The organism is Streptomyces malaysiensis subsp. malaysiensis, from assembly GCF_040653035.1.
GTDB classification, from domain to species: domain Bacteria; phylum Actinomycetota; class Actinomycetes; order Streptomycetales; family Streptomycetaceae; genus Streptomyces; species Streptomyces malaysiensis.
Genome location: NZ_JBEZNG010000005.1, coordinates 309,949 through 331,632, shown reverse-complemented (window position 1 = coordinate 331,632; position 21,684 = coordinate 309,949). Strand labels below are relative to the sequence as shown.

Genomic DNA, 21,684 nt, shown 5'->3' with positions numbered 1-21,684 from the left:
CGCGGCCCCGGGATTCGCTTCGGTATCGGTCATGACCGGCAGCCTTCCGGAGCGGTACGACACCCGACCAGTGGCGGAAATGCCGGGGTCCGCTAAATTCGGGCCATGGCCCGACGACGACACATCGTGGCGATGGCGGTGGCCGACGGCGCCCCCGTCTTCGAACTCGCCGTCCCCTTCGAGGTCTTCGGCCTCGACCGCGACGACATCGCCGATCCGTGGTACGAGCTGCGGGTGTGCGCGGCCAGCCCGGACGGCGGCCCGGTGCGCACCGCCGCCGGGATGGTGCTCCACACGCCGTACGGCCCCGACGACCTGGTGGACGCGGACACGGTGGTGATCGCGGCATGCGCCCGCCCCGTCCAGCTCGATCCCCCGCCCGCCCTGGTGGCGGCCATCCGCAAGGCCCATGCGGCGGGGCGGCGGATCGTCTCGCTGTGCAGCGGGGTGTACGTCCTGGCCGCGGCGGGGCTGCTGACCGATCGCCGGGCCACCACGCACTGGATGCACTCGGCCGACTTCGCCCGCCGCCATCCGGACGTCGAGGTCGCCCCGCACGCCCTCTACACCGAGGACGACACCATCTGGACCTCGGCGGGCACCGGTGCCGTCATCGACCTGTGCCTCCAGCTGGTGCGCCGCGACCACGGCTCCGCGGTCGCCAACGAAGTGGCCCGCCGGATGGTCGTCCCGCCCCACCGGGAGGGCGGACAGGCCCAGTACGCCAAACCGCTCACGGCCGCGCGGCGCGGGCCCGACGAGGGCCTGGCGCCCGTGCTGCGCTGGGCCAGGGACCGTCTCCACGAACCGCTGACGGTGCCCCGACTCGCCCGGGTGGCCCATCTGAGCGTCCGCACCTTCACCCGCCGCTTCCGCGACACCCTCGGCGTCTCCCCGCTCCAGTGGATCCTCCAGGAGCGCATCCGGCTGGCCCAGGAGCTGCTGGAGACCACCGACGAACCGGTGGAGACCGTGGCCCGCCGCACCGGCTTCGGCTCGGCGGCCAATCTGCGCCACCACTTCGGACGGGCGGTCGGGGTCTCTCCCCAGTCCTACCGCCAGGTCTTCCGCCACCGCGCAGGACGCTGAGCGGGGTGCGGGGTGCGGGCGGAAGCCGGGCCCCGACTCGCTGCTGAGGCCCAGGTGCCCGGCCCCGGCGGGGGTCGCCTGGCGGCCTACCGAAAGCCGTGGGGTTCGGCGGCACCGGAGGCCGCGGAGCCCGGCACTACGGAAGGCCGTAGAGCCTGGCGCTGCCGAAGGCCGTGGGGCTCGGCGGCACCGAAGCCCGCAGAGCTCGGCACAACCAAAACCCGCAGAACCCGGCACAACCAAAGCCCGTAGCACCCGGCGCTACCGAAGCCCGCAGAGCCCGGCGGCACCGAAACCCGCAGAGCCCGGCACAACCAAAACCCGCAGAACTCGGCGCTACCGAAGCCCGCAGCACCCAGCGGCACCGAAGCCCGTACAGCCCGGCGCTACCGAAGCCCGTGCAGCTTGGCGATCAGGCGCCGCAGCAGGGCCACCCGGTCGCCGCCGCGCGGTCGGCAGTCCTCCAGGCGCCGGACGACCCCCGGCGGCACGTCCTCGGCCCCAACCGCGTCCACGACCTTGTCGAGCGCGTGGATGCCCCAGTACTGGCTGAACGCGAGCGGCTCCTTGACGACGGCGTCCGCGAGGGCGGCCAGCGCGTCCGCGTCCGGCACCGCGTACAGCCGCGCGTACGCGGCCAGCCGCAGACCGCCGTCCGGGGAAGTGAGCCAGCCGTCCAGATCGGGGTCCGCGAGCCGCTGAGTGGCGCGCACCAGCCGCGCGAAGATGCCGTTCATCCGCTGCGTACGGGCGGATCCACTGCTCATGGACCCACGCACCTCGAGGTACTCGGCGGCCAGCCGGCGCACGTCCCGCAGCACGGTGGCGCCGTCGGCCTCCGGCCCGTCGTCGCCGCTTCCGACGAGGGCGGCGTCGGCGATGCGCTCGGCGGCCTCGATGCGCCGTTCGACCGCCTCCTTGAACTCCAGGCGGACCCCGCCCGGCAGTTCGATGCTGTTGAGCAGATCGCGCAGCCAGGGCACGACGGCCACCACCAGGAGCGCCACGGTGACGTTGTCAATCTTCAGATCCGGCGCCAGCACATGGGTGACCGCCACCGCGACGGCCACAGTGCTCACCACGGACGCGACGACGTACCGGCGCCACGCGGCCCGCCGCGCAAAACGCTCGCCCTCCCCGGGCTCCCCCTGCCTCATGCCCCCAGCATCCCCCAACCGGGTCCGGTCCAGCGCGAATACGCATAGGTCCGGCCTCAGGAGCCCACACGTCGAGGCCCGGGTGGATGCCGGGGTGGATGCCCGGGTGGATCGTCACGCCCGCCGGGAAACCCCGTCCGGCCAGACGACATCCACAGGCACGCCCGCCCCACGCGCCTGCTCCACCACATCCGCCGTACCACCGCCCTTACCGGAGGGCGGCCGCCCGTCCCACACCGCCATCAGCCGGTCGGCACGCTCCAGCAGCACGGCGTTCGCCGCCTCGTACGCCTGCCGGTTCGCCGTCTCGTGCGGCATCACCAGCACCTCGTCCGCGGCCTCCACCAGGCGGTCGAAGGTCTCGGCGTGTTCCGGCTTGACCTTGGCCCGCCGGTAGTCCCGCGAGGGAATCACCACGACCAGCCGCCCACCGACCGCCAGGACCGCGTCGGCGAACAAGCTGTCACTGCCCTTCGCGATACATGACACACCGACCAGACCGACCGGCTCATAGCCGCCCAGGAGCCTGTCCAACTCCCCTCGAACCAGCGGCACCGACGCGTCGGTGAGATCCATATGCCCGGTCACAGCGATCGTCGTCATCAGGGCCATCGCCTCCTCGTCAGGTGGTCAGCAGAGTACGGATACCGACACGCACTTCGCCGACGGCCCGCGGCACGTGTTTCACCCTGTCTTACGCTGCCCGCATGCTCCGCGCAGTGGTCTTCGACGTCGGCGAGACCTTGATCCGGGATGACCGGGGGTGGGCCGCTTGGGCAGACTGGCTGAACGTCCCCCGTCACACCCTCTCCGCACTCGTCGGCGCGGTCGTCGCTCAGGGCCGCGACAACGCCGACGCCCTGCGGCTCATCCGGCCGGACATCGACATCGCGGCCGAGCGCGCCGCGATGGAGGCCGCCGGGGCGGGCGAACGGCTGAGCGAAGCCGATCTCTACCCGGATGTGCGTCCAGCCCTCGCGGCTCTGCGCGCAGAGGGCCTCCGCATCGTCATCGCGGGCAACCAGACCGCGCACGTCGGCCAGTTGCTCCGAGAACTCGACCTCCCGGTTGACGAGATCGCCACCTCGGGAGAGTGGGGCGTGGCCAAGCCCGACTCCCGCTTCTTCACCCGCGTCCTGGACCTCGCCAACAGCCCGCCCGACAAGACGGTGTACGTAGGGGACCACCCCGCCAACGACATCCGCCCGGCACAAGCGGCGGGACTGCGCGTCGCGCATCTGCGCCGGGGGCCTTGGGGCCACCTGTGGTCGGAGACCGCTGAGGCGGCCGCCGCCGACTGGCAGATCGACTCGCTGCACGATCTCGTACGGCTCGCCACCAGATAGCTCTTCGGGCCGGGCGAGGGTTCGTTCACTTCGTCAGGAGCTTCAGCGCCTTCTCCGTATCGGCGAGATCCGCGACGACGTCCGTTGCTCCGGCTGCCCGTAGACCGTCCGCGCCGGTACGGCCGGTGGCCACGCCGATGACGCGGACGCCGCAGCTCAGGCCGCCCCCGATGTCGTATGGCGTATCCCCGAAGAGGACAGCGTCCTGTGAGGGCGTCCGAGCACGCCGCAGAGCGGTGCGCACCAACTCCGGACGTTCGTCCGCGTCCTCGCCGAAGGCCCCGATCGAGAGGTCGATGTACCGGTCGAGGCCGAACGCGGCCAGCTTCACCTCTGCGGCGACCCGGATGTTGCCGGTCACCACGGTCTGCGCGACCCCGTCCCGCCCCGCCAGGGCCGCGAGCAACGGCGGCGCTCCGGGGAGCGCACGCCCACGCTCCCGAAGCTCGGCCGCGTGCCGTACGTGGACGGCTCCGAGCGCCTGGGCGAACCGCTCGAACAGATCACGGCTGTCCCGCAAGCCATGGAGTCTCAGCGTCTCCCGGAGGATGACCGGCTCCGTCGACCCGTCGACCTTCGCCTGCTCCCGCATGGACCGCCCGGTGACCTCCTCGAACGCTTCGGCCCAGAGCTCCCGTCCGACTCCTCGGGTATCCACGAGCGTGTGGTCGATGTCCCACAACACGAGCAGCGGCACTGTATTGCCTTCCGGCCGGAGCGGGGCCCGGCTCAGGCCGGGTAGGCGTGGGTCTGGGTGGCCTTGAGGGTGGCCCAGACTTGGCGGCCCGGGTGGAGGGACAGTTCGGCCACCGCCGCCGTCGTGAGGTCGGCCAGGAGGGGGAGTTCGCCGGTGAGGTCGACGCGGATCTGGTCGCCGTGGGACTCCAGGCCGGAGACCTCCAGCCGCCACAGGTTGCGTGCGCTGGAGTCGGGGCGGTCGCGGTGGAGGGTGACCGCGGCGGGTGGGAAGGCGACGAAGACCGGGCCGGTGAGGTCCTCGGTGGTGGTGATGGCGGCGCCGCCGTCGAGCCGTACCGTGTGGCCGTCGGCGCGGCCCTGGTAGAGGTTGAGGCCGACGAGGCTGGCGATGTAGTCGGTGCGGGGGCGGCGGGAGATGTCCGCCGGGGCGCCCTCCTGGACGATACGGCCCTCCTCGACCACGACGAGCCGGTCGGCCAGCACCATCGCGTCCAGCGGGTCATGGGTGACCAGGACGGCCACCGCCTCGAAGTCGGCCAGATGGCGGCGGAGTCCGGCGCGTACGTCGAGGCGGGTGCGGGCGTCCAGCGCTGCGAGCGGCTCGTCCAGCAGGAGCAACCGGGGGCGGGTGGCCAGGGCGCGGGCCAGGGCGACCCGCTGGGCCTGACCGCCGGACAGGGCGCGGGGTTTGGCGCCCGCGCGGTCGGTCAGGCCCATCCGCTCCAGCCACTCGGCGGCCTGGGCGCGGGCCTCCGCCTTGGGCGCTCCGTGGCAGCGCGGGCCGAAGGCCACGTTGTCGAGCGCGGTGAGATGCGGGAAGAGCAGATAGTCCTGGAAGACGACGCCGACCGGGCGGTCCTCGGTCGGCACCCGCACCCGGCTCTCCGGCTCCTCCAGGGTCCGGCCGTCCAGCCGCAGCGACCCGGCGGTGAGCGGGGTGAGCCCGGCCAGGGCGCGCAGCGCGGTGGTCTTGCCCGCGCCGTTGGGCCCGAGCAGGGCGAGCACCTCGCCGGGCGCCGCGGACAGCCGCAGATCGAGGCGGAAGGTGCCGCGGTCCACGAGGAGACGGGCGTCGAGGCCATCGGTGCGCAGCACGGCCTCCTCGGTGGGGGAAGTGTCCGTGGTCATGAGGCGGCCATCCAGCGGTCGCGCAGTCCGGCCAGGACCGCGATGGAGACGGCGAGGAGGACGAGGCTGAGCGCGATGGCGGCGGCCGGGTCGCTCTGGAGCGCGAGATAGACCGACAGCGGCATCGTCTGCGTACGGCCGGGGAAGTTGCCCGCGAAGGTGATCGTGGCGCCGAACTCGCCCAGCGCCCGCGCCCAGGCGAGCACCGCCCCGGCCGCCACGCCCGGCGCGACCATCGGCAGGGTGACGCGCCGGAAGGCGGTGAAGCGCGAGGCGCCGAGCGTGGTGGCGGCCTCCTCGTAGCGGGGATCGGCCGCCCGCAGCGTGCCCTCGACGCTGATCACGAGGAACGGCATCGCCACGAACGCCTCCGCGACCACCACCCCCGCCGTGGTGAACGGCAGGGTGACGCCGAACGCCGAGTCGAGCCAGCGGCCGACGATCCCGTTACGGCCCAGCGCGAGCAGCAGCGCCACACCGCCCACCACCGGCGGCAGCACCAGCGGCAGGGTCACCAGGGCGCGCACCAGCCGGCGGCCGGGGAAGCGGGCGCGGGCCAGCAGCCAGGCCAGTGGCACGCCCAGCACCAGCGCCACGGCGGTGGCGGCGGTCGCGGTGATCAGCGAAAGCCGCAGCGCCTGCCACACCGCGACACTGGTCAGCTGGTCGGGCAGGCTCCGCCAGGGCGCCCGGACCAGCAGCGCCAGGAGCGGGAGCACCAGGAAGACCAGGCCGACGAGGGCGGGCAGCAGCAGCGGCAGCGGGGTGGCCGTCCGGAGGCGGGGGGTGCCGAGCCGTGGCCGGGTGCCGCCGCCACCCAGGACCTCCGTCGGCTCGGCCCCGGCCGTCAGCCCCGCCCCCGCCCTCGGCTGCGCCCCCGGCTCCGCCCCGGCCTTCCGCTCCGCCCCCGCCTTCGGCTCCGTCACGGCTTGAGGAAACCGGCCTGGCCGAGCACCTTCTGGCCCTGCGCGGACTTCACCAGGTCGATGAAGGCGGTGGCCGCCTCGGCGTTGGGGGCGTTCTTCAGCAGGGCGATCGGATAGTCGTTGATCGCCTTCTTCGACTCGGGGAACTCCACACCCGTGACCTTTCCGCCCGCCGCCTTCACATCCGTCTTGTAGACGACGGAGGCGTCCACCTCCTTCAACTGCACCTTCGTCAGGGCGCCCTTGACGTCCTGCTCGTACGAGACCGGGGTGAGCTTCAGCCCGGCCCCGTCCAGCGCCTTCTGGGCCGCCGCCCCGCAGGGCACCTCCTTGGCGCACAGCGCGACCTTCAGCCCGGAGCGGGTGAGGTCCTTCAGCGTGGCGATCTTCTTCGGGTTGCCGGGGAGAGTCGCGATCTCGAGCTGGTTGCGGACGAAGGTGGCCGGGGCACCCTTGGCGTCCTTGGCGTCGGTGACGGTCTTCATGGTCTTCGGGCTGGCGGCGGCGAAGACGTCGGCGGGCGCGCCGGAGGTGATGCTGGCCGCGAGGGCGTCGCTGCCGCCGAAGTTGAAGGAGACCTTGGTACCGGGGTGCTCCTTCTCGAAGGACTTGCCCAGCGAGGTGAAGCTCTCCTTGAGCGAGGCCGCCGCGAACACGGTCACCGTGCCGGAGAGCTTCTTGGAGGAGGAGCCGGACGAGGACTTGGTGGAGGAGTCGTCGGCGCCGTCCGAGTCGCCGGAGGAGCAGGCGGTCAGCGCCACGGCGGCGAGCGCGAAGCCGCCCACCGCGCGGAGGGTCCAACGGGCTCGGGGTCGCGATCGGGGTCCGGATACGGAACGGGTCGTCATAGGGTCTGTCTCTCCCTCTCTGCCTCTGCCGCCTCTGCCACTGCCACTGCCGCTTCCGCGGCTTCTGCCGCCACTGCCGCCCTCGGCGCGTGTGTTCACGGGGTTTCCACGACCACGTTGGTCGACTTGATCACGGCGACGGCCGGAACTCCGGGCTCCAGCTTCAGCTCCTCCGCCGACTCCCGGCTGATCATGGACACCACGCGGAACGGCCCCGCCTGGATCTCCACCTGCGCGGACACATCGCCCAGGATCACCTCGGTGACGATGCCCGAGAAGCGATTGCGGGCCGAGGAGCCGGGGTGGTCGCGCTCCGCGCTGGTGGCGACCTCGCGGGCGAACGCGGCGAGCGCCGGGCCCGGAATGATCCGGCGCCCCTGCTCGTCCCGTTCGGCGGCCAGCCGTCCGCCGTCGACCCAGCGCCGCAGGGTGTCGACGCTGACCCCCATCAGGGCCGCGGCCTCACCGATCCGGTACGTATGCATTCGCCGATGGTAACGCCGCAGCTGCGAGGGCGTACATCGCGATCAGGTGGTATCCGTCCAACGATTCGGGCACGGAGGCTGGCATCTGCCAGCGATCACCAGAGGAGGACGAGGACTAAGAGCCCCTTCACCGCCGTCCACGTCCTCGTCCCCTTTCGCCTCATCGGGGCCGCGAACGGCCGTGACGGATCACACCGCGCATCCCCCCGACATGCGGCTGACCATGGCGATCGCGCTACCGGACGCGACATCCGAGGGACCGGCAAATCACCTCGCCGTAAATCTCCGAAAACGCACAGGGGTTCACACGGCGAACGATGCGGTCTGGACCTTTTTCGGGCCCCGGTTTTGTGTCGCATGGGGCCGTGAACGTGACTACTATTCACGTCAATCCGGCCCGATCACAAGGCTTGTCAGGTGGTTCATAATCCCAAACGGGGACTGGCCTTCGTCTCTTGTCAGCCTGGTCACCGGCGTGAAAGGCTCGGCGCGCCCCGTAAGGGGAATCCCCAACTCCGAGGCAGAGCTGTGCTGTTGGCTGACCACCCCGCAGCCGTTTATGAGAGGGTCGCCCCCGGCGGGGGCACCGCTGTTCGTGAGTGAGGAAATGCCTCCATGCCCGACCACTCATCTCCCAGGGAATCTCCTGGGAACGGCTCCCCGACGCGCTCCGGTCCTGCCGGGGCGCCCGCCGAGGATGTCGATGGCGCGGCTTCCGCGACGGCGCTGCTGGGCGCCTATTGGGACGCGGTCGCCGATTACGCCGAACTGTGCACCACCACGCCGGAAGACGGGATGCGGCTGGCCACCGAGGCTTTCCGGCGGGGTATCCGGGAGACCCGCAACCGCCGTACCCGGGGCTTCGGCAAGCGTCTCCCGTGGCTGCCGCTCTTTCTGACCTCCGTACGGAAGACCGCCGCCGACTGGCAGGCCCACCGCCATGGCGACCGGCTCAACCCGGAGCTGCGGACCTGGCTGGCCTCCGACCGGGCCGCCCGTTTCGCCGCGCCGCCCCGCGACCAGCCGCTCGCCCTGCGCGCGCTGCGGGATCTGCCGGAGGCGGACGGGGAGCTGCTGTGGCTGGTCGAGGTGGAGGCGCGGTCCACGGAAGCGGTGGCCCGGCAGCTGGGCTACGACCCGGAGTACGCCACCGAGGAGATCGCCCGGGTCCGCGCGGCCTTCCGCGAACGGTGTCAGCGCGCCCATGTGGAGACCCTCACCGACGAGGAGTGCCGCAGCTACGCCAAGCTGCTGGACGCCGCCACCCGGGCGCCCGACTCCCCCTCACCCGCCGACCTGTGGCAGCACCTCGCCCGCTGCCGGTCCTGCCGGGACGCCGCCACCTGCATGTATGTGGACGGGGACGGGCTGCCCGGCGCACTGGCGGGCGGGGTCATCGGCTGGGGCGGGAACCTCTACGTCAAGCGGCGCCGCACACTCGCCGAGCGGGCTCCGGGCACCGTGCCGAGCGCCCGTTCCGCCGCGCCCACCGCGCACGCGGTCCGCGCACCGCTGTGGGAGCGGCTGCGCGACCGGGTCCTGGACGCGATCGGGGCGCGCCGGAGCAGACGGGCCGGTGATGCGGGAGGCAGATCGGGCGCGGGCGGCAGATCGGGCGCGGGCGGCGGAGTCGGTGCGGGTCGCAGAGTCGGCGGGGGTCGCAGAGTCGGTGTCGGTGGCAGAGCCGACGCGAGCGGTGCGACGGGTGCGGGCGGTGCGAGTGCGGGCCGCGCCGAAGGGCACCGGGTCGTCCGGGGCCGCGCCGCCCGCCGCCGGTTACGAAGAGCCCGTACGGCCGTCATTCTGGCGGTGATCGCCGTCATCGCCCTCGCCGCGCTGGTCGCGTCGCTGACCAGAACCGCCGCGGACTCCGACGACCGCAGCGGCGGGTCCAGAGGTCCGGAGACGACCCCCAGCGGCCTTGTCCCGGCCACCTCATCGCCGTCGCCGTACAACCCCGGCGCCCCCGCCTCCCCGAGCCCCTCGAAGAGCGGGAGTGGGAGCGAGGGGAAGGACCCCGGCAAGGGTTCCGGCCAGGATTCCGGCAAGGGCTCGAAGAAGCCCGGCCGCTCCTCCGACCCGTCCCCCTCGCCCTCCAAGGGCGGCTCCGGCTCCGCCTCCGGCCATGGCGGCAGGCCGCCCTCCGGCCGGATGCCCGGCGGACACGCCGACTGCACGGCCCGCTTCCGGCTCGTGAACCAATGGCCCGACGGCTTCCAGGCCGCCGTCACCCTCACCTCCCGCGAATCCCTCGACGGCTGGCGGGTCACCTGGAGCTTCCGCGGCTCCCAGCGGGTGACGCAGATGTGGGACGGGGAGTTCACCCAGCGCGGTGCGAAGGTGACCGCCACCGCGGCCGACTACAACAAGCGGGTCAAGGCGGGCGGCACCCTCTCCATGGGCTTCCTCGGCACCTGGAACGACGGCAGCCGGCCGCCCGGCTCCTTCACCCTGAACGGCCGCCCCTGCGCGAACTGACCACATCGCTCCACCCGGCCGACACCGCTCCACCCGGCCCGAACGGCGTTCCCACCCGGATGGCGGAACAAGACCTCCGCCCGGGGGGAAACCATCTCGGAATGAGCAGTGTCCTCAGCGGCATCGTGACCCTGCCCCCCGACGCCCCCGCCGGGCGGGCGGCGCGGGTGGTGGTGGAGGTGCGCAACGTGTCCCGCTCCGATACCCCCGAGTCGATCGTGGCGGCGCAGGTCCTCACCGATGTGCCGCTGAGCCCGGGAGGCCATGTGCCGTTCAGCGTCACCGTCCCCGGTGAGCTGGTCCCGGGCGACAACTACGGGCTGCGGGTCCATGTGGACGTCAGCGGCTCCGGTGTCATGGAGAGCGGCGATCTGGTCAGCACCGAGGCCAACCCCGTACCGGCCGGATCCACCGCCGGTCTGATCGCCCCGGTCACGATCGTCTGACGGAGGGGTCCCCGGCGCGAGGCCGGGCGCCGGGGACCCTCCGGGTCAATGGTCGTTCGCCGCGTCCGAGTCCGCCTTGTCCGCCGCCGACTCGGCGCCGTCCACCAGCCGGTTCAGCTCGTCCAGCTCGGAGGAGGAGGGGACCGGTGCGGTGGCCGACGGAGTGGGCGTCGTACCCGATGAGCCGTCCGCGTCGGCCGAACCGCCCTTGTCGCCGCCACAGCCGGTGGCCAGCTCGGCGCAGAGCACCGCCATGGCCGCCACGGCCCACGGACCGCGCCTCACTTACCGGATCCCTCCCCGCGCGAGGCGCACCACTTCTGGACCTTCGACAGGTCCTTCTGCCGCTGCTCCAGCGTCGGCACCAGGGACCTGCGGAACGTGAGCTTGTGGTTGAGGAAGGTCTCGACCTCGCTGTGGTCCGCCTTCTTCGCCCGCTCGACCCGCTTCGCCAGCCGGGCCATGGACCCCTTGACGGTCGCCGGGCCCTTCAGCCGCTTCAACGCGCGGTCCAGACGCTTGTCGATCTTCTTGGCGCGCTTGCACAGGCCCCGGGAGCCGTCCCCCGCTCCCTTGACCGGCTTCGCGCTCGGGGTGGCGGCCGGTGTCGAGGCCGGGGCGCTGCCATCCGCCGCCGCGACACCCACCGGACCGAGCAGGGCGGCGGCGGCCGCGCAGGCCACGATGGCGCTCTTTCCACGGTGCATGGTGCTGTTCCTTCCCTCGGGGCGGGATGGCCCGGGAGGGGCCGGGCCATCCCGGGCTGGGGGAAGCCTAGGAGCCTTCTTTGTGGAAACTCTGTGGGCCGGGGCGGCCGGAACGGTCGGAGTGGCCAGGGCGGTCGGAGTGGCTGAGGCGGCCGGAGTGGTCCGGACTGTCCGAACGGCCGGAGTGGTCGGGGCGGCCGGAACGCCCATCGGAATCCCCCGGCCCCGAACGGCCCGCGCCTCCCCCGGAGTCCCACGGCCTCCCCGGCCCCGAGAACCAGTCCCTGCGCAGCAGCGGCAGCGTGGCCTCGGTGTCCGCGCCACCCGCCACCAGCGCCGGCAGCCGGATCTCGATACGGGCGCCCGGCAGCCCGTCCGGCCGGTCAAGTACCGTCACCGTCCCCCGGTGCAGCGCGATCTGCTGGGCGATCAGGGTCATGCCCAGGCCCGAGCCGGGGCTGTCCGGCCGCCGGTGGAACCGCTGGAAGACCTGGTCGCGCCGCTCCGGCGGGATGCCCGGCCCCCGGTCGTCCACGGTGAGCACCGCGCCCGTGCCGCCGTCCGGCGAGGGCCCCGGGCAAAGGGCCACCTCGATACGGGCCGGTTCGCCGTCGCGGGTGCCGTGCACCCGGGCGTTGGTCAGCAGGTTGTCCACGACCGAGCGCAGCCCCTCCTCCCAGCCGTGCACCCGCGTGCCCGATGGCCCGGGGGCGGCGTTCACCCGCACCTCCACCTCCGGGTGGCGGTGGCGCAGACCGGCGGCGGACGCCTCCACGACCTCCGCGAGGTCCACCGGTCCGAAGGAGTCCGCCTCCACCAGATCGCCGCGCGCGAGCGCGCTGAGCATCACCAGCAGCCGCAGCAGCCGCGTGTGCTCCCCGCCGAGGTCGGCCAGCACCTCGGCGCGGTCCTCGGCGGCCAGGCCGGGGTGGTCGGTGAGGATGTCGAGGTTGGTCCGCATGCTCATCAGCGGGGTGCGCAGCTCGTGGGAGGCGGCCGCCGCGAACGAGCGCGCGGTCTCCAGCGCCTCGGCGGTGCGGGCCGCCTGCTGGTCGTAGCGGTCCAGGACGGTGCGCAGGGTGCCGGCCAGGTCGTCGACCTCGGCGACGCCGGTGCGGGTGTGGTCCAGCCGGGCCGCGCTGGTGCGGGGGTCCAGCCCGCTCGTACGGCGCTGAAGCCGGCGCAGCGGCCGGGAGGTGCGCGCGGCGGCGGCCCAGCCCACGGCGGCGCCGATGGGGGCGGCGAGCAGCGCCACGGTCACCACCCGGCGGCGTACGAGCGCCAGCCGGTCCTCGGTCGTGGTGTTCGGGGAGAAGAGCCACAGCGTGGCCCGCGCCGCGGGGCGCCGCCCCGCGACCGCCGGCGCGGACACCCGTACCGGCAGCGCCCGCCAGCTCTTGCCGTCCGCGCGCACCGTCACCGGACGCCTCGCCACGGGCTTGGGCAGCGCCACGGAGGGGTCCGGCTGGGGTCCGGCGGAGACGGTGCCCTCCGGGCCGGTCAGCCGGATGCCCATGTCCAGCGCGGAGCTGAACAGCCGCCGTTCACGGGCCTGTTCGACGGCCGGGGCCCGACCCGCCGCGTCGGCCTTCAGCAGCGCCCGCGCGCCCGGGAGCACGGCCGTCGCGCCCCGGCGCAGCTGGGCGTCCTGCTCGTGGTGCGCATCGCCCGCCACCAGCCGCAGCAGCAGCCAGCCGGAGGCGAGGACGATGACGGGCACCGCGACGCCCACGGCGAGCGCGATCCTGGTGGCCAGCCTCATGGCGCGCCGCCACCCGGCTCCGCCGGCCCCGCCGCCCCGGACGGCCCGGACGATCCGGGCGGCGCCACCAACCCGAACGGTTCCGCCGCCCCGGACGGTCCCGCCGCCCCGGACGACGCCACCGACCCAGACGGCCCCGCCGCCCCGGACGCCCCCGCTGGCCCGGACCATGCCGCGGACCCAGACGGTCCCGCCGACCCGGACGGTCCCGCCGACCCGGACCATGCCGCGGACCCGGACGGGCCCCCCGACCCAGACGGCTCCGGCGCCCCGGACGGTCCCGCCGACCCAGACGGCGCCACCGACCCCGACGGTCCCGCCGACCCCGCCGACCCAGACGGCCGCAGGACGAAGCCCACCCCGCGCACCGTGTGCAGCATCCGGGGGCGGCCGCCCGCCTCCAGCTTGCGGCGCAGATAGCTGACGAAGGTGTCCACGGCGTCCGTCCGCACGTCGAAGTCATAGCCCCAGACGCGATCCAGCAGCTGATCGCGGGTGAGCACGATCCCGGCGTTGCGGGCGAACACGTCCAGCAGCTCGAACTCGCGCCGGGTGAGCCGCAGCGGCGTCCCGTCCAGCCATGCCTCCCGGGCCTCCGGCACCATCTCCAGCGCACCCGCCCGCACCCGGTCGGTGGCGGCGGGCGGGCGGCGGCGCAGCAGGGCGTGCAGCCGCAGCACCAACTCCTGGAGCGCGAAGGGCTTGACGAGGTAGTCGTCGCCCCCGGCCTGCAACCCGGCCACCCGGTCGGACACCTCGTCCAGCGCCGAGAGCATCAGGACGGGCACGTCGTCGCCGTCCGCGCGCAGGGCGCGGCACACCTCGATACCGCTCAGGTCGGGCATGGAGATGTCCAGGACCACCACATCGGGCTCGGCGTCGCGCATCGCGGCGAGCGCGGCGTGGCCGCCGTCCGCGAGGGTCACGGAGAACCCGTTGAGCCGCAGCCCGCGCTCCAGGGACCGCCGTATGGCCGCGTCGTCATCGGTCACCAGGACGCGACCGCCGCCTGTGCCACCCATGTCCGTACCACCTCCGGCCGGGCATGGTACGTGCCCCGCGGTGCGCCCGGCCCGGTCCAGGGGCCCGGCACAGCCTTTGGGCCAATTGACAGTGACACGTCCGCATCGTGGGATGAGAGCTGGTTCATCCGTTTCCCGCCGCCCATTTCCCGCCGCCGCTTCCCAGCGCCCGTCCCGCCGCGCCCGTTTCCCACCACGCCCTTATCCCGCTTATCCCGCCGCGCCCGCCGAGGAGCCAGCGTGCCGCAGCCCGCCACCGCCCCGGACGCCCAGGAGACCCCGGACCCCGCGGACCCCCCGGACGCCCTCGACCCCCTGGACGCCCTGGGGCCCAAGGGGCCCTACCGTTCCCGTAACCGCCTCACCGTCAACTGACGCGCCCGGGGCGCGAGCGGGCAGCGGGGTGGCACGCCGGACGCCCCTGACGCGCGGGGCCCTTGATGCCGGAGGCCCCCGACGCCGGGACCCCTGATGCCGGACGCCCCCGACGCCCAGGGCCCCTGATGCCGGACGCCGCTGACGCCCGTGCGCCCGGTGCCGCGCCACCGCGCCGCCACCAGGCGTTTGCCGCGTTCCGCCATGGACCCATTCATCGCGACAGTCGCAGTGGTTACGATCTGGCCCGATGGGCAGAGGGCAGGGCGGAGGAGAGGCCCACATACGGAGGGGCCATATACGGCGGGACCCGGTGCGCGGCACCGTGCCCGCCGCCGTCTGGCGTGCCGTGCTGCTGCTCGCCGCGGCGATATGGGTGGCGCCCTCGTGCATCCACCCCGCCGCCGACCACAACACCCTGTCCACGAGGTGCCCGCACCGGCTGGCGGACCGCGCGCCGGACCAGCAGCCGCCCGAGGGGCCGGTCAGCCATCCGGCTCCGGGGCACGGCCCGGCGGACGCCTCCGGCCCCGGGCCCGGAAGCGACAACTGTGTCGCGGGTCCCCGGGGAGTGGTCCAGGCCCTGGTGCCCACGCCCGTACCCCCGCCCTCCCTCGCCGAGGTTCCACCGCCCGACGGCACCCGGGGCCCGGACTCCGTCCGGGCGCCGCCCGACCACCCCGTCCGCGCCCTCGGCCTCCATCAGCTCCAAGTGATTCGGACCTAGGCCGACGCCGGTAACCGCGATTCACCGCTCCACCCATCCAGCGTGCGAACTGCGCGAACTGCGAGTACTGCGAGGTTGAGGACAGCCATGGGCTCCAAGGGATCGAAGACGAAGGGCACCGCGGCCGACCGCCGCGCGAAGATAGAGGAGTTGCGCCGCGCGGAGAAGGCGCGCGAGCGCCGGTACCGGATCATCACCATCACCTCCGTCACGGTGATCGTCGCCGGACTGGCCGTCGGGGGCTACTTCCTCGTCGACGCGAGCAACAAGAAGGACGAGAAGAAGGCCAAGGTCACCTCGTCGGTCGTGCGGACCGGCGAGTTCAAGGGCATGAAGACCTGGAAGAACCTGGGCCGGACCCATGTCCAGGGCACGGTCGAGTACGCGATGTCGCCGCCGGTCGGCGGCAACCACAACCAGGTCTGGCAGAACTGCAACGGCGACGTCTACACCAAGCCGCTGACGAAGGAGAACGCGGTGCACTCGCTGGAGCACGGCGCGGTGTGGGTGACGTACACCGACAAGGCGTCGAAGGAGGACGTCGACGCCCTCACGGCGCGGGTGAAGAAGACCCCGTACTCGTTGATGAGCCCCTACCAGGAGCAGGACTCGCCGATCGTCCTCAACGCGTGGGGCAACCAGCTGGACGTCCAGAAGGCGTCCGACCCGCGGGTGGCCGACTTCTTCAAGAAGTTCGTCCAGGGCAAGCAGACCCCCGAGCCCGGCGCCTACTGCACCAACGGGAAGACTTCGTGAGCGACGGGACGACCGCCGTCGGCCGCGCGTCACGCCAGCCGCTGGTGGCGGGGATCGCCGCCGCCCTGGCCCTGCTGACGCTGGTGACGGTGGCGGTGCTGTGGCTGACCAGCGACCGCTCGGAGGGCACGACCGACACGGGTACGCCCAAGGACACCTCCGCCGAGGCCGGTTTCGCCCGCGACATGTCCGTCCACCATCAGCAGGCGGTGGAGATGTCGTTCATCGTGCGTGACCGCACCACCGACGACGAGGTGCGGCGGCTGGCGTTCGACATCGCCAGCACGCAGGCCACCCAGGCCGGGATGCTCCAGGGCTGGCTGGACATGTGGGGGCTGGACAAGACGTCCGAGGACCCGCCGATGACGTGGATGAAGAACGCGTCGTCGAACGGCATGGACGGCATGGAGGGCATGGACCACGGCTCGATGAAGGGCATGGGCGGCGGCGGCGCGTACAAGCCGCACGACGGCTCGCTCATGCCGGGCATGGCCACCAACACCCAGCTCGACGAGTTGCGCAAGGCCAAGGGCAAGGCGGCCGAGGTGCTCTACCTGAAGCTGATGACCGCCCATCACAAGGGCGGCGTCGACATGGCGAAGGGCGCGGTCGAGCTGGTCAAGGACTCGACCGAGAAGCATCTGGCCCGGACGATGGTCCAGGGCCAGCAGTCGGAGATCCAGCTGATGGCCGACATGCTCAAGGCACGCGGCGCGTCCGCCTGACGCGACGCCGATGGCGCCCCGAGCCCGCGCGGGCTCGGGGCGCCATCACCCCCGGGGCCGCAGGGCGCCATCACCCCCGGTGGGCCGCGGGGCGCCATCACCCCTTCCGCACGAACACCCCCGACCGAGCCGCCTGATACGTCGCCTCGACGGTGGTGTGCACCAGCCGCTCGTCGATGACCCCGCGCAGAATCAGCACCCGGTAGTAGAGCGGCGCCGCCAGCGAGGCGATGACCTCCCACGCGTCGGTGTCCCCGGGAATCTCCCCCCGTTCGATCGCATGCCGCACGATCCAGGTCACCTCCTCGGTCCGCCGCATGAACGCGCTACGGACGATCTCCTCGACCCGTGCGTCATGCGCGGCCGCCGCGAGCAGCCCCTGTATCACATTGCGGTTGCGCAGCGTGTTGTTGAAGTCCGCGATGGCCTCGGTGAGTTGCGTCAGATCCCGCCGGAAGTCCCCGGTGTCCGGCGTGGGCAGCACCGAGCTCCGCTCGGCCAGCAGATCGACGACGACCCCTTCCACCGTGCGCCAGCGCCGCCGGATGGTCGACACATGCACCCCCGACCGCCGCGCGAGCCGGTCAAGGGTGAGCGCGGCGATCGAATCGCGGTCGAGCTCCTCGTACGCGGCCGCCAACACGGCGGCACGGGTCCGGGCCGTACGCCCCCCTGGGCGAGCCGACCCATGCGGTGGTCGCTCTGTCATGACGCGCCGACTCTACGGCCCCTCCACCCTCGTGAGCACCAGATCTTCACGACATCAGGGCGCCATACGCCGGGTAACCCATTGCACGGCGTACACACCCCTCGCTAGTGTGACACCCGTTACTTAATGCGCGCGATAGCGCATTAAGGCAACGTGGCGCGGAGTTTGCCGGACCTTCCTCACGAGGGGAAGGAAGGTCCAGGCACGCTGCCTTTTCTCCTACTCGCTCGGCTCCGCCGCGCAGGCGAGGTCCCGTGCCGGGCGCTGTCCGGTGGTCAGGAATGTCGTCACCGCGTCTTCGGCACACGTATTGGGGCCGAACGGATAGACGCCGTGGCCGCCTTGGTCGGCCGTCACCATCGTGGCCCGCTCTCCGAACGCCCGCCGCAGCTTCCGGGCGCCGGTCAGCGGCGTCCCCGGGTCGCGCTCGTTCTGCACCATGAGCACGTTCGACGGGCCCCGGCCACCGATGCGCACCGGCGGCTCGACCCGCTCGGTCGGCCAGAACGCGCACGGTCCGATGCCGGCCGTGGACCCGCCCAGCATCGGATACTTCAGCCGGTCGACCGCCACATTGCGCTGATACTCCCGGACCGTTCCCGGCCAGCGCGTATCGCCGCATATCACATAGAAACGCGCGGCCATGAGGTTCTCGAGGTTCGGCAACGGCGGAATGGACGGCACCGGCCGGTCCGTGTCGAGCGCCTGCCAGAACTCGGCCAGCTGGGGCATGAGCCCATCGGCGTAGAGACGGTCGAACGTGAACCCGCGGAACGCGTTGCCGTCGATGCCCTGGACCGGCTTCGCCTCCAACCTCTCCGCGAGTTCGAAGAACTTCGCGGTCACCTGCCGCGGTGTGGTGCCCAGCCCGTACTCGGGACGCGCGGCCGCGAACGCCGCGAAGTCCGGGAACCGGTCCTCCAGTCCACGGGCGAACAACCGCATGGCCGTGGCGTCGTAACCGCCGGGACCCAAGTTGCTGTCGAGCACGACCCGGTCGCCGCGCTCCGGGAACATCGTCGCGTACACCGCGCCGAGGTAGCTGCCGTAGGAGTGACCGAGGTACGAGAGTTTCGGCTCGCCCAGCGCCGCCCGGATCCGGTCCATGTCGCGCGCGGTGTTCGCGGTGGTGGTGTGCGGCAGCATCCATGCCGTCCGCGAGGTGGCGCACTGTTCGGCGACGGTCAGCGCGTTCCCCGCCTCCCGCGCGACGTCGGCCGCGGTGTGCGCGTACGGCGCGAAGTTGCCGCGGTACTGCTGCTCCTGCGTCAGATCGCAGGTCACCGGTGTGCTGTGACCGACGCCCCGCGGGTCGAAGCCGATCACGTCGTAGGAGTCCAGCACCTTCCGCGGCAGCCCCGAACCGGCGAGAACGGCCGGGTAGTCGAGCCCCGCGCCGCCGGGCCCGCCCGGGTCGGTCAGCAGCACACCGCGGCGCCGCGACGGGTCCTCGCTCGCCAGCCGGGAGATCGCGATCTCGATCTGCCGGCCGTCCGGATGCCGGTAGTCCAGCGGGACTTCGAGCGTCGAGCACTCGAGACGGGGTGAGGTGACGTCCTCCGGGCACGGGCCCCACCGCACGGTGTCCGGCGTCGTCGCCACCGAAACCTTCGGCGTCGCCGCCACCGACACTCCCGGAATCGCGGCCGCGGCGACCACGGTGGCGGTGAGGGCGAGGGACAGGGTTCTGCGCATCTGATGTCCTCCTGAAGGGGTGCACGGGGCACACGGGGGCGCCGGAACGGCGCGGGTTCGGCGGGCCCGGCGGACCCGGCGGGCCCGGTCGCCTGCCGCGTGCCGTGGTTGAACAGGCCACCGGCGTTCCTCCGGTGGTGCGGTGGGAGCGAGTCCGTCGTTCGGATCGCGTCGTCCCGGATCGCGCCCAGGATCACGTCGTCCCGGATCGCGTCGTCCCGGATCGCGTCCGGCCGTTTCCCGGCCGCGGTTTCCCCCGGAATCACCGACCCGGTCGGTGTCCGGTCGGTCCCCGGCGGGTGTGTGCCCAGCCACCGGACACCATGGCGACGAGCCCGATGAATCCGAGGAGAACCAGCTGGCCGGCCAGGCCGCCCGGAACCCCGCTGAAGATGCCCCACAGCGGCTCGGAGTCCTGGTCGAGCAGACCGTGGATCACCGCTTGGCCGGCCAGGGCCGTGATCACCATCCCGACCGCCTCGAGCGCCGCTAAGCCACCCTCGCGCATCGCGCTTCTCCGTCTCGTATCCGGTTGTCTCGGCACATGAACGAGCCTGTCGGGGCGGCGCGGCCGGCACATCGGCCCGGCGGCCGGAACCGACCTCGACCGCGGGCGAGGCGGTGCTTCGACTCTGGTCTAGGGCGCATCAGCCCTCGGTCCGACTCGCCGGCCGCACGGTCTCGCGATAATGACCAGGTGAACACGGACGTCGCGCCACGGCTCGGGTGGTGGCAGCAGACCTGGCGGCTGACGGCGGCCGCCGCGGCGGGCATACCGGTCTGGCTCTCCACCGGTGTGGTGCTGCGGGGGCAGTCGGCCGAAACCGGCTCGTGGTTCCTCATCGGTGATCCGCTGGTGGCTCTCGGCTGCCTGACGGCGCTTCTGTGGCGGCGGCGGTTCCCGCTCGCCGTCGCCATGACGGTCTCCATCGCCTCGACCGCGTCGTCACTCGCCGCCGGCGCCTCGCTCCTGGCGCTGGGCTCGATCTCCACTCGTCGCCGTCCGGTGGAGATCGGGGTCGTCGGGCTGGCCTTCGTGACCGCGTCGCAGTTCGCCGACTCGTTCTACCCGGTCCAGAGCCCGCCCGGCACGTTGTGGTTCCAGATCTCGTTCCCGGTGCTGATCGCGGGCATCGCGGTGGCCGCGGGCATGGCCGTCGGAGCGCGGCGGGTCGAGGTGCGTTCCTTGCGGGAGCGGGCGGAGAGCGCGGAACGGGAACAGACCGCACGAGCGGCGCAGGCGCGGGCCCTGGAGCGCAACCGGATCGCCCGCGAGATGCACGACGTACTCGCGCACCGGATCTCCCTGGTCGCCATGCAGGCCGGAGTGCTGGACCACCGCGGCAACCTCACAGCCGAGGAGAACCGCGTGCTGGTCCGCGGCATCGCCGACGGCTCGCACCAAGCCCTGGAGGAACTACGGGATGTCCTCGGGGTGCTCCGAGCCGACCCGGGCCGCCCGGAACCACCACAGCCCTCCCTCGACCGCATCCCCGAACTGGTCGACGACGCCCGCACCTCCGGACTGGACGTCACGCTCACCACCACCGTGACGGGAACACCGTCCGACGTCGTCGGACGAACCTGCTACCGGATCGTCCAGGAAGGGCTGACCAACGCCGTCAAACACGCCCCGGGCGCACATGTACACATCGCCCTCGAAGGCGCGGCAGGCGACACGCTCGGCGTCAGCGTCCGCAACTCCGCGGCCACGGCACAAACCGCACAGCCACCGGCCTCGGGATTCGGCCTGCTCGGCCTCACCGAACGCATCAACCTCGCCGGCGGAAGACTCGACCACCACCCCACACCCGACGGCGGATACCTCCTCACCGCACGACTACCCTGGCCGAACCCCACGCACGAAAAGAGAACATGAGTGGACACCCGTCGGGACCCGGTGCGGATCGTCATCGTCGACGACGAACAGCTGGTGCGCATGGCGCTACGGCTCGTCATCGACGGCGAACCGGACCTGAGCGTCGTCGCGGAGGCGGCCGACGGGGACGCCGCGATCACCGTGGTGAACGAGCACCGGCCGGACGTCGTGCTGATGGACGTGCGGATGCCCGGCCGCGACGGTCTCAGCACGACCCGGGAACTCCTCGCCCGACCGGCGCCGCCGCGGGTGCTCATGCTGACCACGTTCGACTCCGACGATCTGGTGCTCGGCGCACTGCACGCCGGAGCACTCGGGTTCGTACTCAAGGACACCCCACCGCCGCACATCCTCGACGCGGTACGGACCGTCGCGGACGGCAACCCCGTGCTGTCACCGGCGGCCACGGCCCGGGTGATCGCCGCGGCCACCAGCCCGCGGTCCTCCCACGCCCGCGGCTCATCCCGCGAGGCCGCGCGGAAACAGCTGTCCGCACTGACCGAACGGGAACTCCAGACCGCCCGCGCCATCGCGGACGGACTGGGCAACCCGGAGATCGCCCAGCGGCTGCACATCAGCATCGCGACCGTCAAGGCACACACCGGCAACCTGTTCGCCAAGCTGGCCGTCGAAAACCGGGTACAGATCGCACTCCTGGTCCGCGACGCGGAGGAATGACCGGTCGTCCGGGGTGGGGACGGCGAGGGTGGCATGTTCGACCGCCC

The 21,684-nt window shown here is 72.6% G+C and carries 23 protein-coding genes and 1 pseudogene; 10 read left to right on the top strand and 14 right to left on the bottom strand.

The features are described 5' to 3' along the window. Window positions 1–105 precede the first annotated feature (105 nt). Window positions 106–1,089 (top strand): GlxA family transcriptional regulator, encoded by a 984-nt coding sequence (locus AB0E24_RS13375; protein WP_359376700.1) that lies wholly within the window; start codon window positions 106–108, stop codon window positions 1,087–1,089. A 386-nt stretch (window positions 1,090–1,475) separates the two neighbouring features. Here the strand turns inward: AB0E24_RS13375 and AB0E24_RS13370 are convergent, their stop codons facing one another. Together AB0E24_RS13370 and AB0E24_RS13365 are read right to left on the bottom strand one after the other, a co-directional pair. Beyond that, complete coding sequence (locus AB0E24_RS13370; protein ID WP_079258347.1) at window positions 1,476–2,246, bottom strand: hypothetical protein; 771 nt, start codon at window positions 2,244–2,246, stop codon at window positions 1,476–1,478. Window positions 2,247–2,360: 114 nt separating this feature from the next. Further along, on the bottom strand, window positions 2,361–2,849 hold the full coding sequence (locus AB0E24_RS13365; RefSeq protein ID WP_069860768.1) for a hypothetical protein: 489 nt from the start codon (window positions 2,847–2,849) through the stop codon (window positions 2,361–2,363). 104 nt (window positions 2,850–2,953) lie between these two features. Here AB0E24_RS13365 and AB0E24_RS13360 point away from each other — a divergent pair, with 104 nt between their 5' ends. Continuing rightward, window positions 2,954–3,592, top strand: coding sequence for an HAD family hydrolase (locus AB0E24_RS13360; RefSeq protein ID WP_359376695.1), 639 nt, complete (start codon window positions 2,954–2,956; stop codon window positions 3,590–3,592). Window positions 3,593–3,617: 25 nt separating this feature from the next. Here AB0E24_RS13360 and AB0E24_RS13355 read toward each other — a convergent pair whose 3' ends face one another. The 5 genes from AB0E24_RS13355 to AB0E24_RS13335 form a co-directional block, all read right to left on the bottom strand. Then, entirely contained in the window at window positions 3,618–4,289 is a 672-nt protein-coding gene (locus AB0E24_RS13355) for an HAD family hydrolase (RefSeq protein WP_359376692.1), read from the bottom strand. Between the two features lie 32 nt (window positions 4,290–4,321). Then, entirely contained in the window at window positions 4,322–5,419 is a 1,098-nt protein-coding gene (locus tag AB0E24_RS13350; protein ID WP_147968468.1) for an ABC transporter ATP-binding protein, read from the bottom strand. Then, window positions 5,416–6,240, bottom strand: coding sequence for an ABC transporter permease (locus AB0E24_RS13345; protein WP_069860770.1), 825 nt, complete (start codon window positions 6,238–6,240; stop codon window positions 5,416–5,418). The genes AB0E24_RS13350 and AB0E24_RS13345 overlap by 4 nt, the downstream gene beginning before the upstream one ends. A 101-nt stretch (window positions 6,241–6,341) precedes the next feature. Further along, window positions 6,342–7,193 (bottom strand): molybdate ABC transporter substrate-binding protein, encoded by an 852-nt coding sequence (modA, locus tag AB0E24_RS13340; RefSeq protein ID WP_069860288.1) that lies wholly within the window; start codon window positions 7,191–7,193, stop codon window positions 6,342–6,344. 95 nt (window positions 7,194–7,288) lie between these two features. After that, window positions 7,289–7,678, bottom strand: a complete 390-nt coding sequence (locus AB0E24_RS13335; protein ID WP_173963255.1) for a TOBE domain-containing protein — start codon at window positions 7,676–7,678, stop codon at window positions 7,289–7,291. A gap of 615 nt (window positions 7,679–8,293) precedes the next feature. Here AB0E24_RS13335 and AB0E24_RS13330 point away from each other — a divergent pair. Next, on the top strand, window positions 8,294–10,156 hold the full coding sequence (locus tag AB0E24_RS13330) for a cellulose binding domain-containing protein (protein ID WP_359376688.1): 1,863 nt from the start codon (window positions 8,294–8,296) through the stop codon (window positions 10,154–10,156). A 101-nt stretch (window positions 10,157–10,257) separates the two neighbouring features. Continuing rightward, complete coding sequence (locus AB0E24_RS13325) at window positions 10,258–10,602, top strand: hypothetical protein (protein WP_069860291.1); 345 nt, start codon at window positions 10,258–10,260, stop codon at window positions 10,600–10,602. Between the two features lie 45 nt (window positions 10,603–10,647). Here the strand turns inward: AB0E24_RS13325 and AB0E24_RS13320 are convergent, their stop codons facing one another. The 4 genes and pseudogenes from AB0E24_RS13320 to AB0E24_RS13305 all read right to left on the bottom strand — a co-directional run. Then, window positions 10,648–10,887, bottom strand: coding sequence for a hypothetical protein (locus AB0E24_RS13320; RefSeq protein ID WP_359149907.1), 240 nt, complete (start codon window positions 10,885–10,887; stop codon window positions 10,648–10,650). Further along, entirely contained in the window at window positions 10,884–11,309 is a 426-nt protein-coding gene (locus AB0E24_RS13315) for a hypothetical protein (RefSeq protein WP_359149910.1), read from the bottom strand. Before AB0E24_RS13315 ends, AB0E24_RS13320 begins: the two co-directional genes overlap by 4 nt. 67 nt (window positions 11,310–11,376) lie before the next feature. After that, window positions 11,377–13,071: a sensor histidine kinase gene (locus tag AB0E24_RS13310; RefSeq protein WP_359376685.1), complete on the bottom strand. Its 1,695-nt coding sequence runs from the start codon at window positions 13,069–13,071 to the stop codon at window positions 11,377–11,379. A gap of 332 nt (window positions 13,072–13,403) precedes the next feature. Beyond that, a pseudogene (locus AB0E24_RS13305) lies at window positions 13,404–14,093 on the bottom strand (response regulator transcription factor); the annotation flags it as partial. 240 nt (window positions 14,094–14,333) lie between these two features. Here AB0E24_RS13305 and AB0E24_RS13300 point away from each other — a divergent pair. The 4 genes from AB0E24_RS13300 to AB0E24_RS13285 all read left to right on the top strand — a co-directional run bounded on the left by AB0E24_RS13300 (window position 14,334) and on the right by AB0E24_RS13285 (window position 16,676). Then, window positions 14,334–14,468 carry a hypothetical protein gene (locus AB0E24_RS13300; RefSeq protein WP_359376683.1) on the top strand — a complete coding sequence of 45 codons (135 nt, stop codon included), beginning with the start codon at window positions 14,334–14,336 and terminating at the stop codon, window positions 14,466–14,468. 250 nt (window positions 14,469–14,718) lie between these two features. After that, window positions 14,719–15,195 (top strand): hypothetical protein, encoded by a 477-nt coding sequence (locus AB0E24_RS13295; protein ID WP_359376680.1) that lies wholly within the window; start codon window positions 14,719–14,721, stop codon window positions 15,193–15,195. 87 nt (window positions 15,196–15,282) lie between these two features. After that, window positions 15,283–15,951, top strand: a complete 669-nt coding sequence (locus AB0E24_RS13290) for a thioredoxin-like domain-containing protein (RefSeq protein WP_359376678.1) — start codon at window positions 15,283–15,285, stop codon at window positions 15,949–15,951. Then, a complete protein-coding gene (locus AB0E24_RS13285; protein ID WP_351374097.1) occupies window positions 15,948–16,676 on the top strand; it encodes a DUF305 domain-containing protein in 729 nt (242 codons plus the stop codon). The genes AB0E24_RS13290 and AB0E24_RS13285 overlap by 4 nt, the downstream gene beginning before the upstream one ends. 97 nt (window positions 16,677–16,773) lie before the next feature. On the opposite strand, the gene AB0E24_RS13280 is transcribed toward AB0E24_RS13285, so the two are convergent. The 3 genes from AB0E24_RS13280 to AB0E24_RS13270 all read right to left on the bottom strand — a co-directional run bounded on the left by AB0E24_RS13280 (window position 16,774) and on the right by AB0E24_RS13270 (window position 19,588). Then, the gene (locus AB0E24_RS13280) at window positions 16,774–17,385 is read right to left on the bottom strand and encodes a TetR-like C-terminal domain-containing protein (RefSeq protein ID WP_069860298.1); all 612 of its coding nucleotides are present in this window, start codon (window positions 17,383–17,385) and stop codon (window positions 16,774–16,776) included. A gap of 219 nt (window positions 17,386–17,604) precedes the next feature. Continuing rightward, a complete protein-coding gene (locus tag AB0E24_RS13275) occupies window positions 17,605–19,080 on the bottom strand; it encodes an alpha/beta hydrolase (RefSeq protein WP_359376674.1) in 1,476 nt (491 codons plus the stop codon). A gap of 262 nt (window positions 19,081–19,342) precedes the next feature. Beyond that, window positions 19,343–19,588, bottom strand: coding sequence for a hypothetical protein (locus AB0E24_RS13270; RefSeq protein ID WP_359376672.1), 246 nt, complete (start codon window positions 19,586–19,588; stop codon window positions 19,343–19,345). Between the two features lie 189 nt (window positions 19,589–19,777). On the opposite strand from AB0E24_RS13270, the gene AB0E24_RS13265 reads away from it, so the two are divergent. Together AB0E24_RS13265 and AB0E24_RS13260 are read left to right on the top strand one after the other, a co-directional pair. Beyond that, window positions 19,778–20,959: a sensor histidine kinase gene (locus tag AB0E24_RS13265; RefSeq protein ID WP_100806719.1), complete on the top strand. Its 1,182-nt coding sequence runs from the start codon at window positions 19,778–19,780 to the stop codon at window positions 20,957–20,959. Beyond that, entirely contained in the window at window positions 20,960–21,637 is a 678-nt protein-coding gene (locus AB0E24_RS13260) for a response regulator transcription factor (protein WP_099014372.1), read from the top strand. The last annotated feature ends 47 nt before the right edge of the window (window positions 21,638–21,684 follow it).

Bases quoted from the DNA above. Each gene is read 5' to 3' on its own strand.
- AB0E24_RS13375 (WP_359376700.1), top strand. From the start codon at position 106: ATGGCCCGACGACGACACATCGTGGCGATGGCGGTGGCCGACGGCGCC.
- AB0E24_RS13370 (WP_079258347.1), bottom strand. From the start codon at position 2,246: ATGAGGCAGGGGGAGCCCGGGGAGGGCGAGCGTTTTGCGCGGCGGGCC.
- AB0E24_RS13365 (WP_069860768.1), bottom strand. From the start codon at position 2,849: ATGACGACGATCGCTGTGACCGGGCATATGGATCTCACCGACGCGTCG.
- AB0E24_RS13360 (WP_359376695.1), top strand. From the start codon at position 2,954: ATGCTCCGCGCAGTGGTCTTCGACGTCGGCGAGACCTTGATCCGGGAT.
- AB0E24_RS13350 (WP_147968468.1), bottom strand. From the start codon at position 5,419: ATGACCACGGACACTTCCCCCACCGAGGAGGCCGTGCTGCGCACCGAT.
- modA (WP_069860288.1), bottom strand. From the start codon at position 7,193: ATGACGACCCGTTCCGTATCCGGACCCCGATCGCGACCCCGAGCCCGT.
- AB0E24_RS13335 (WP_173963255.1), bottom strand. From the start codon at position 7,678: ATGCATACGTACCGGATCGGTGAGGCCGCGGCCCTGATGGGGGTCAGC.
- AB0E24_RS13330 (WP_359376688.1), top strand. From the start codon at position 8,294: ATGCCCGACCACTCATCTCCCAGGGAATCTCCTGGGAACGGCTCCCCG.
- AB0E24_RS13325 (WP_069860291.1), top strand. From the start codon at position 10,258: ATGAGCAGTGTCCTCAGCGGCATCGTGACCCTGCCCCCCGACGCCCCC.
- AB0E24_RS13315 (WP_359149910.1), bottom strand. From the start codon at position 11,309: ATGCACCGTGGAAAGAGCGCCATCGTGGCCTGCGCGGCCGCCGCCGCC.
- AB0E24_RS13310 (WP_359376685.1), bottom strand. From the start codon at position 13,071: ATGAGGCTGGCCACCAGGATCGCGCTCGCCGTGGGCGTCGCGGTGCCC.
- AB0E24_RS13295 (WP_359376680.1), top strand. From the start codon at position 14,719: ATGGGCAGAGGGCAGGGCGGAGGAGAGGCCCACATACGGAGGGGCCAT.
- AB0E24_RS13290 (WP_359376678.1), top strand. From the start codon at position 15,283: ATGGGCTCCAAGGGATCGAAGACGAAGGGCACCGCGGCCGACCGCCGC.
- AB0E24_RS13280 (WP_069860298.1), bottom strand. From the start codon at position 17,385: ATGACAGAGCGACCACCGCATGGGTCGGCTCGCCCAGGGGGGCGTACG.
- AB0E24_RS13275 (WP_359376674.1), bottom strand. From the start codon at position 19,080: ATGCGCAGAACCCTGTCCCTCGCCCTCACCGCCACCGTGGTCGCCGCG.
- AB0E24_RS13270 (WP_359376672.1), bottom strand. From the start codon at position 19,588: ATGCGCGAGGGTGGCTTAGCGGCGCTCGAGGCGGTCGGGATGGTGATC.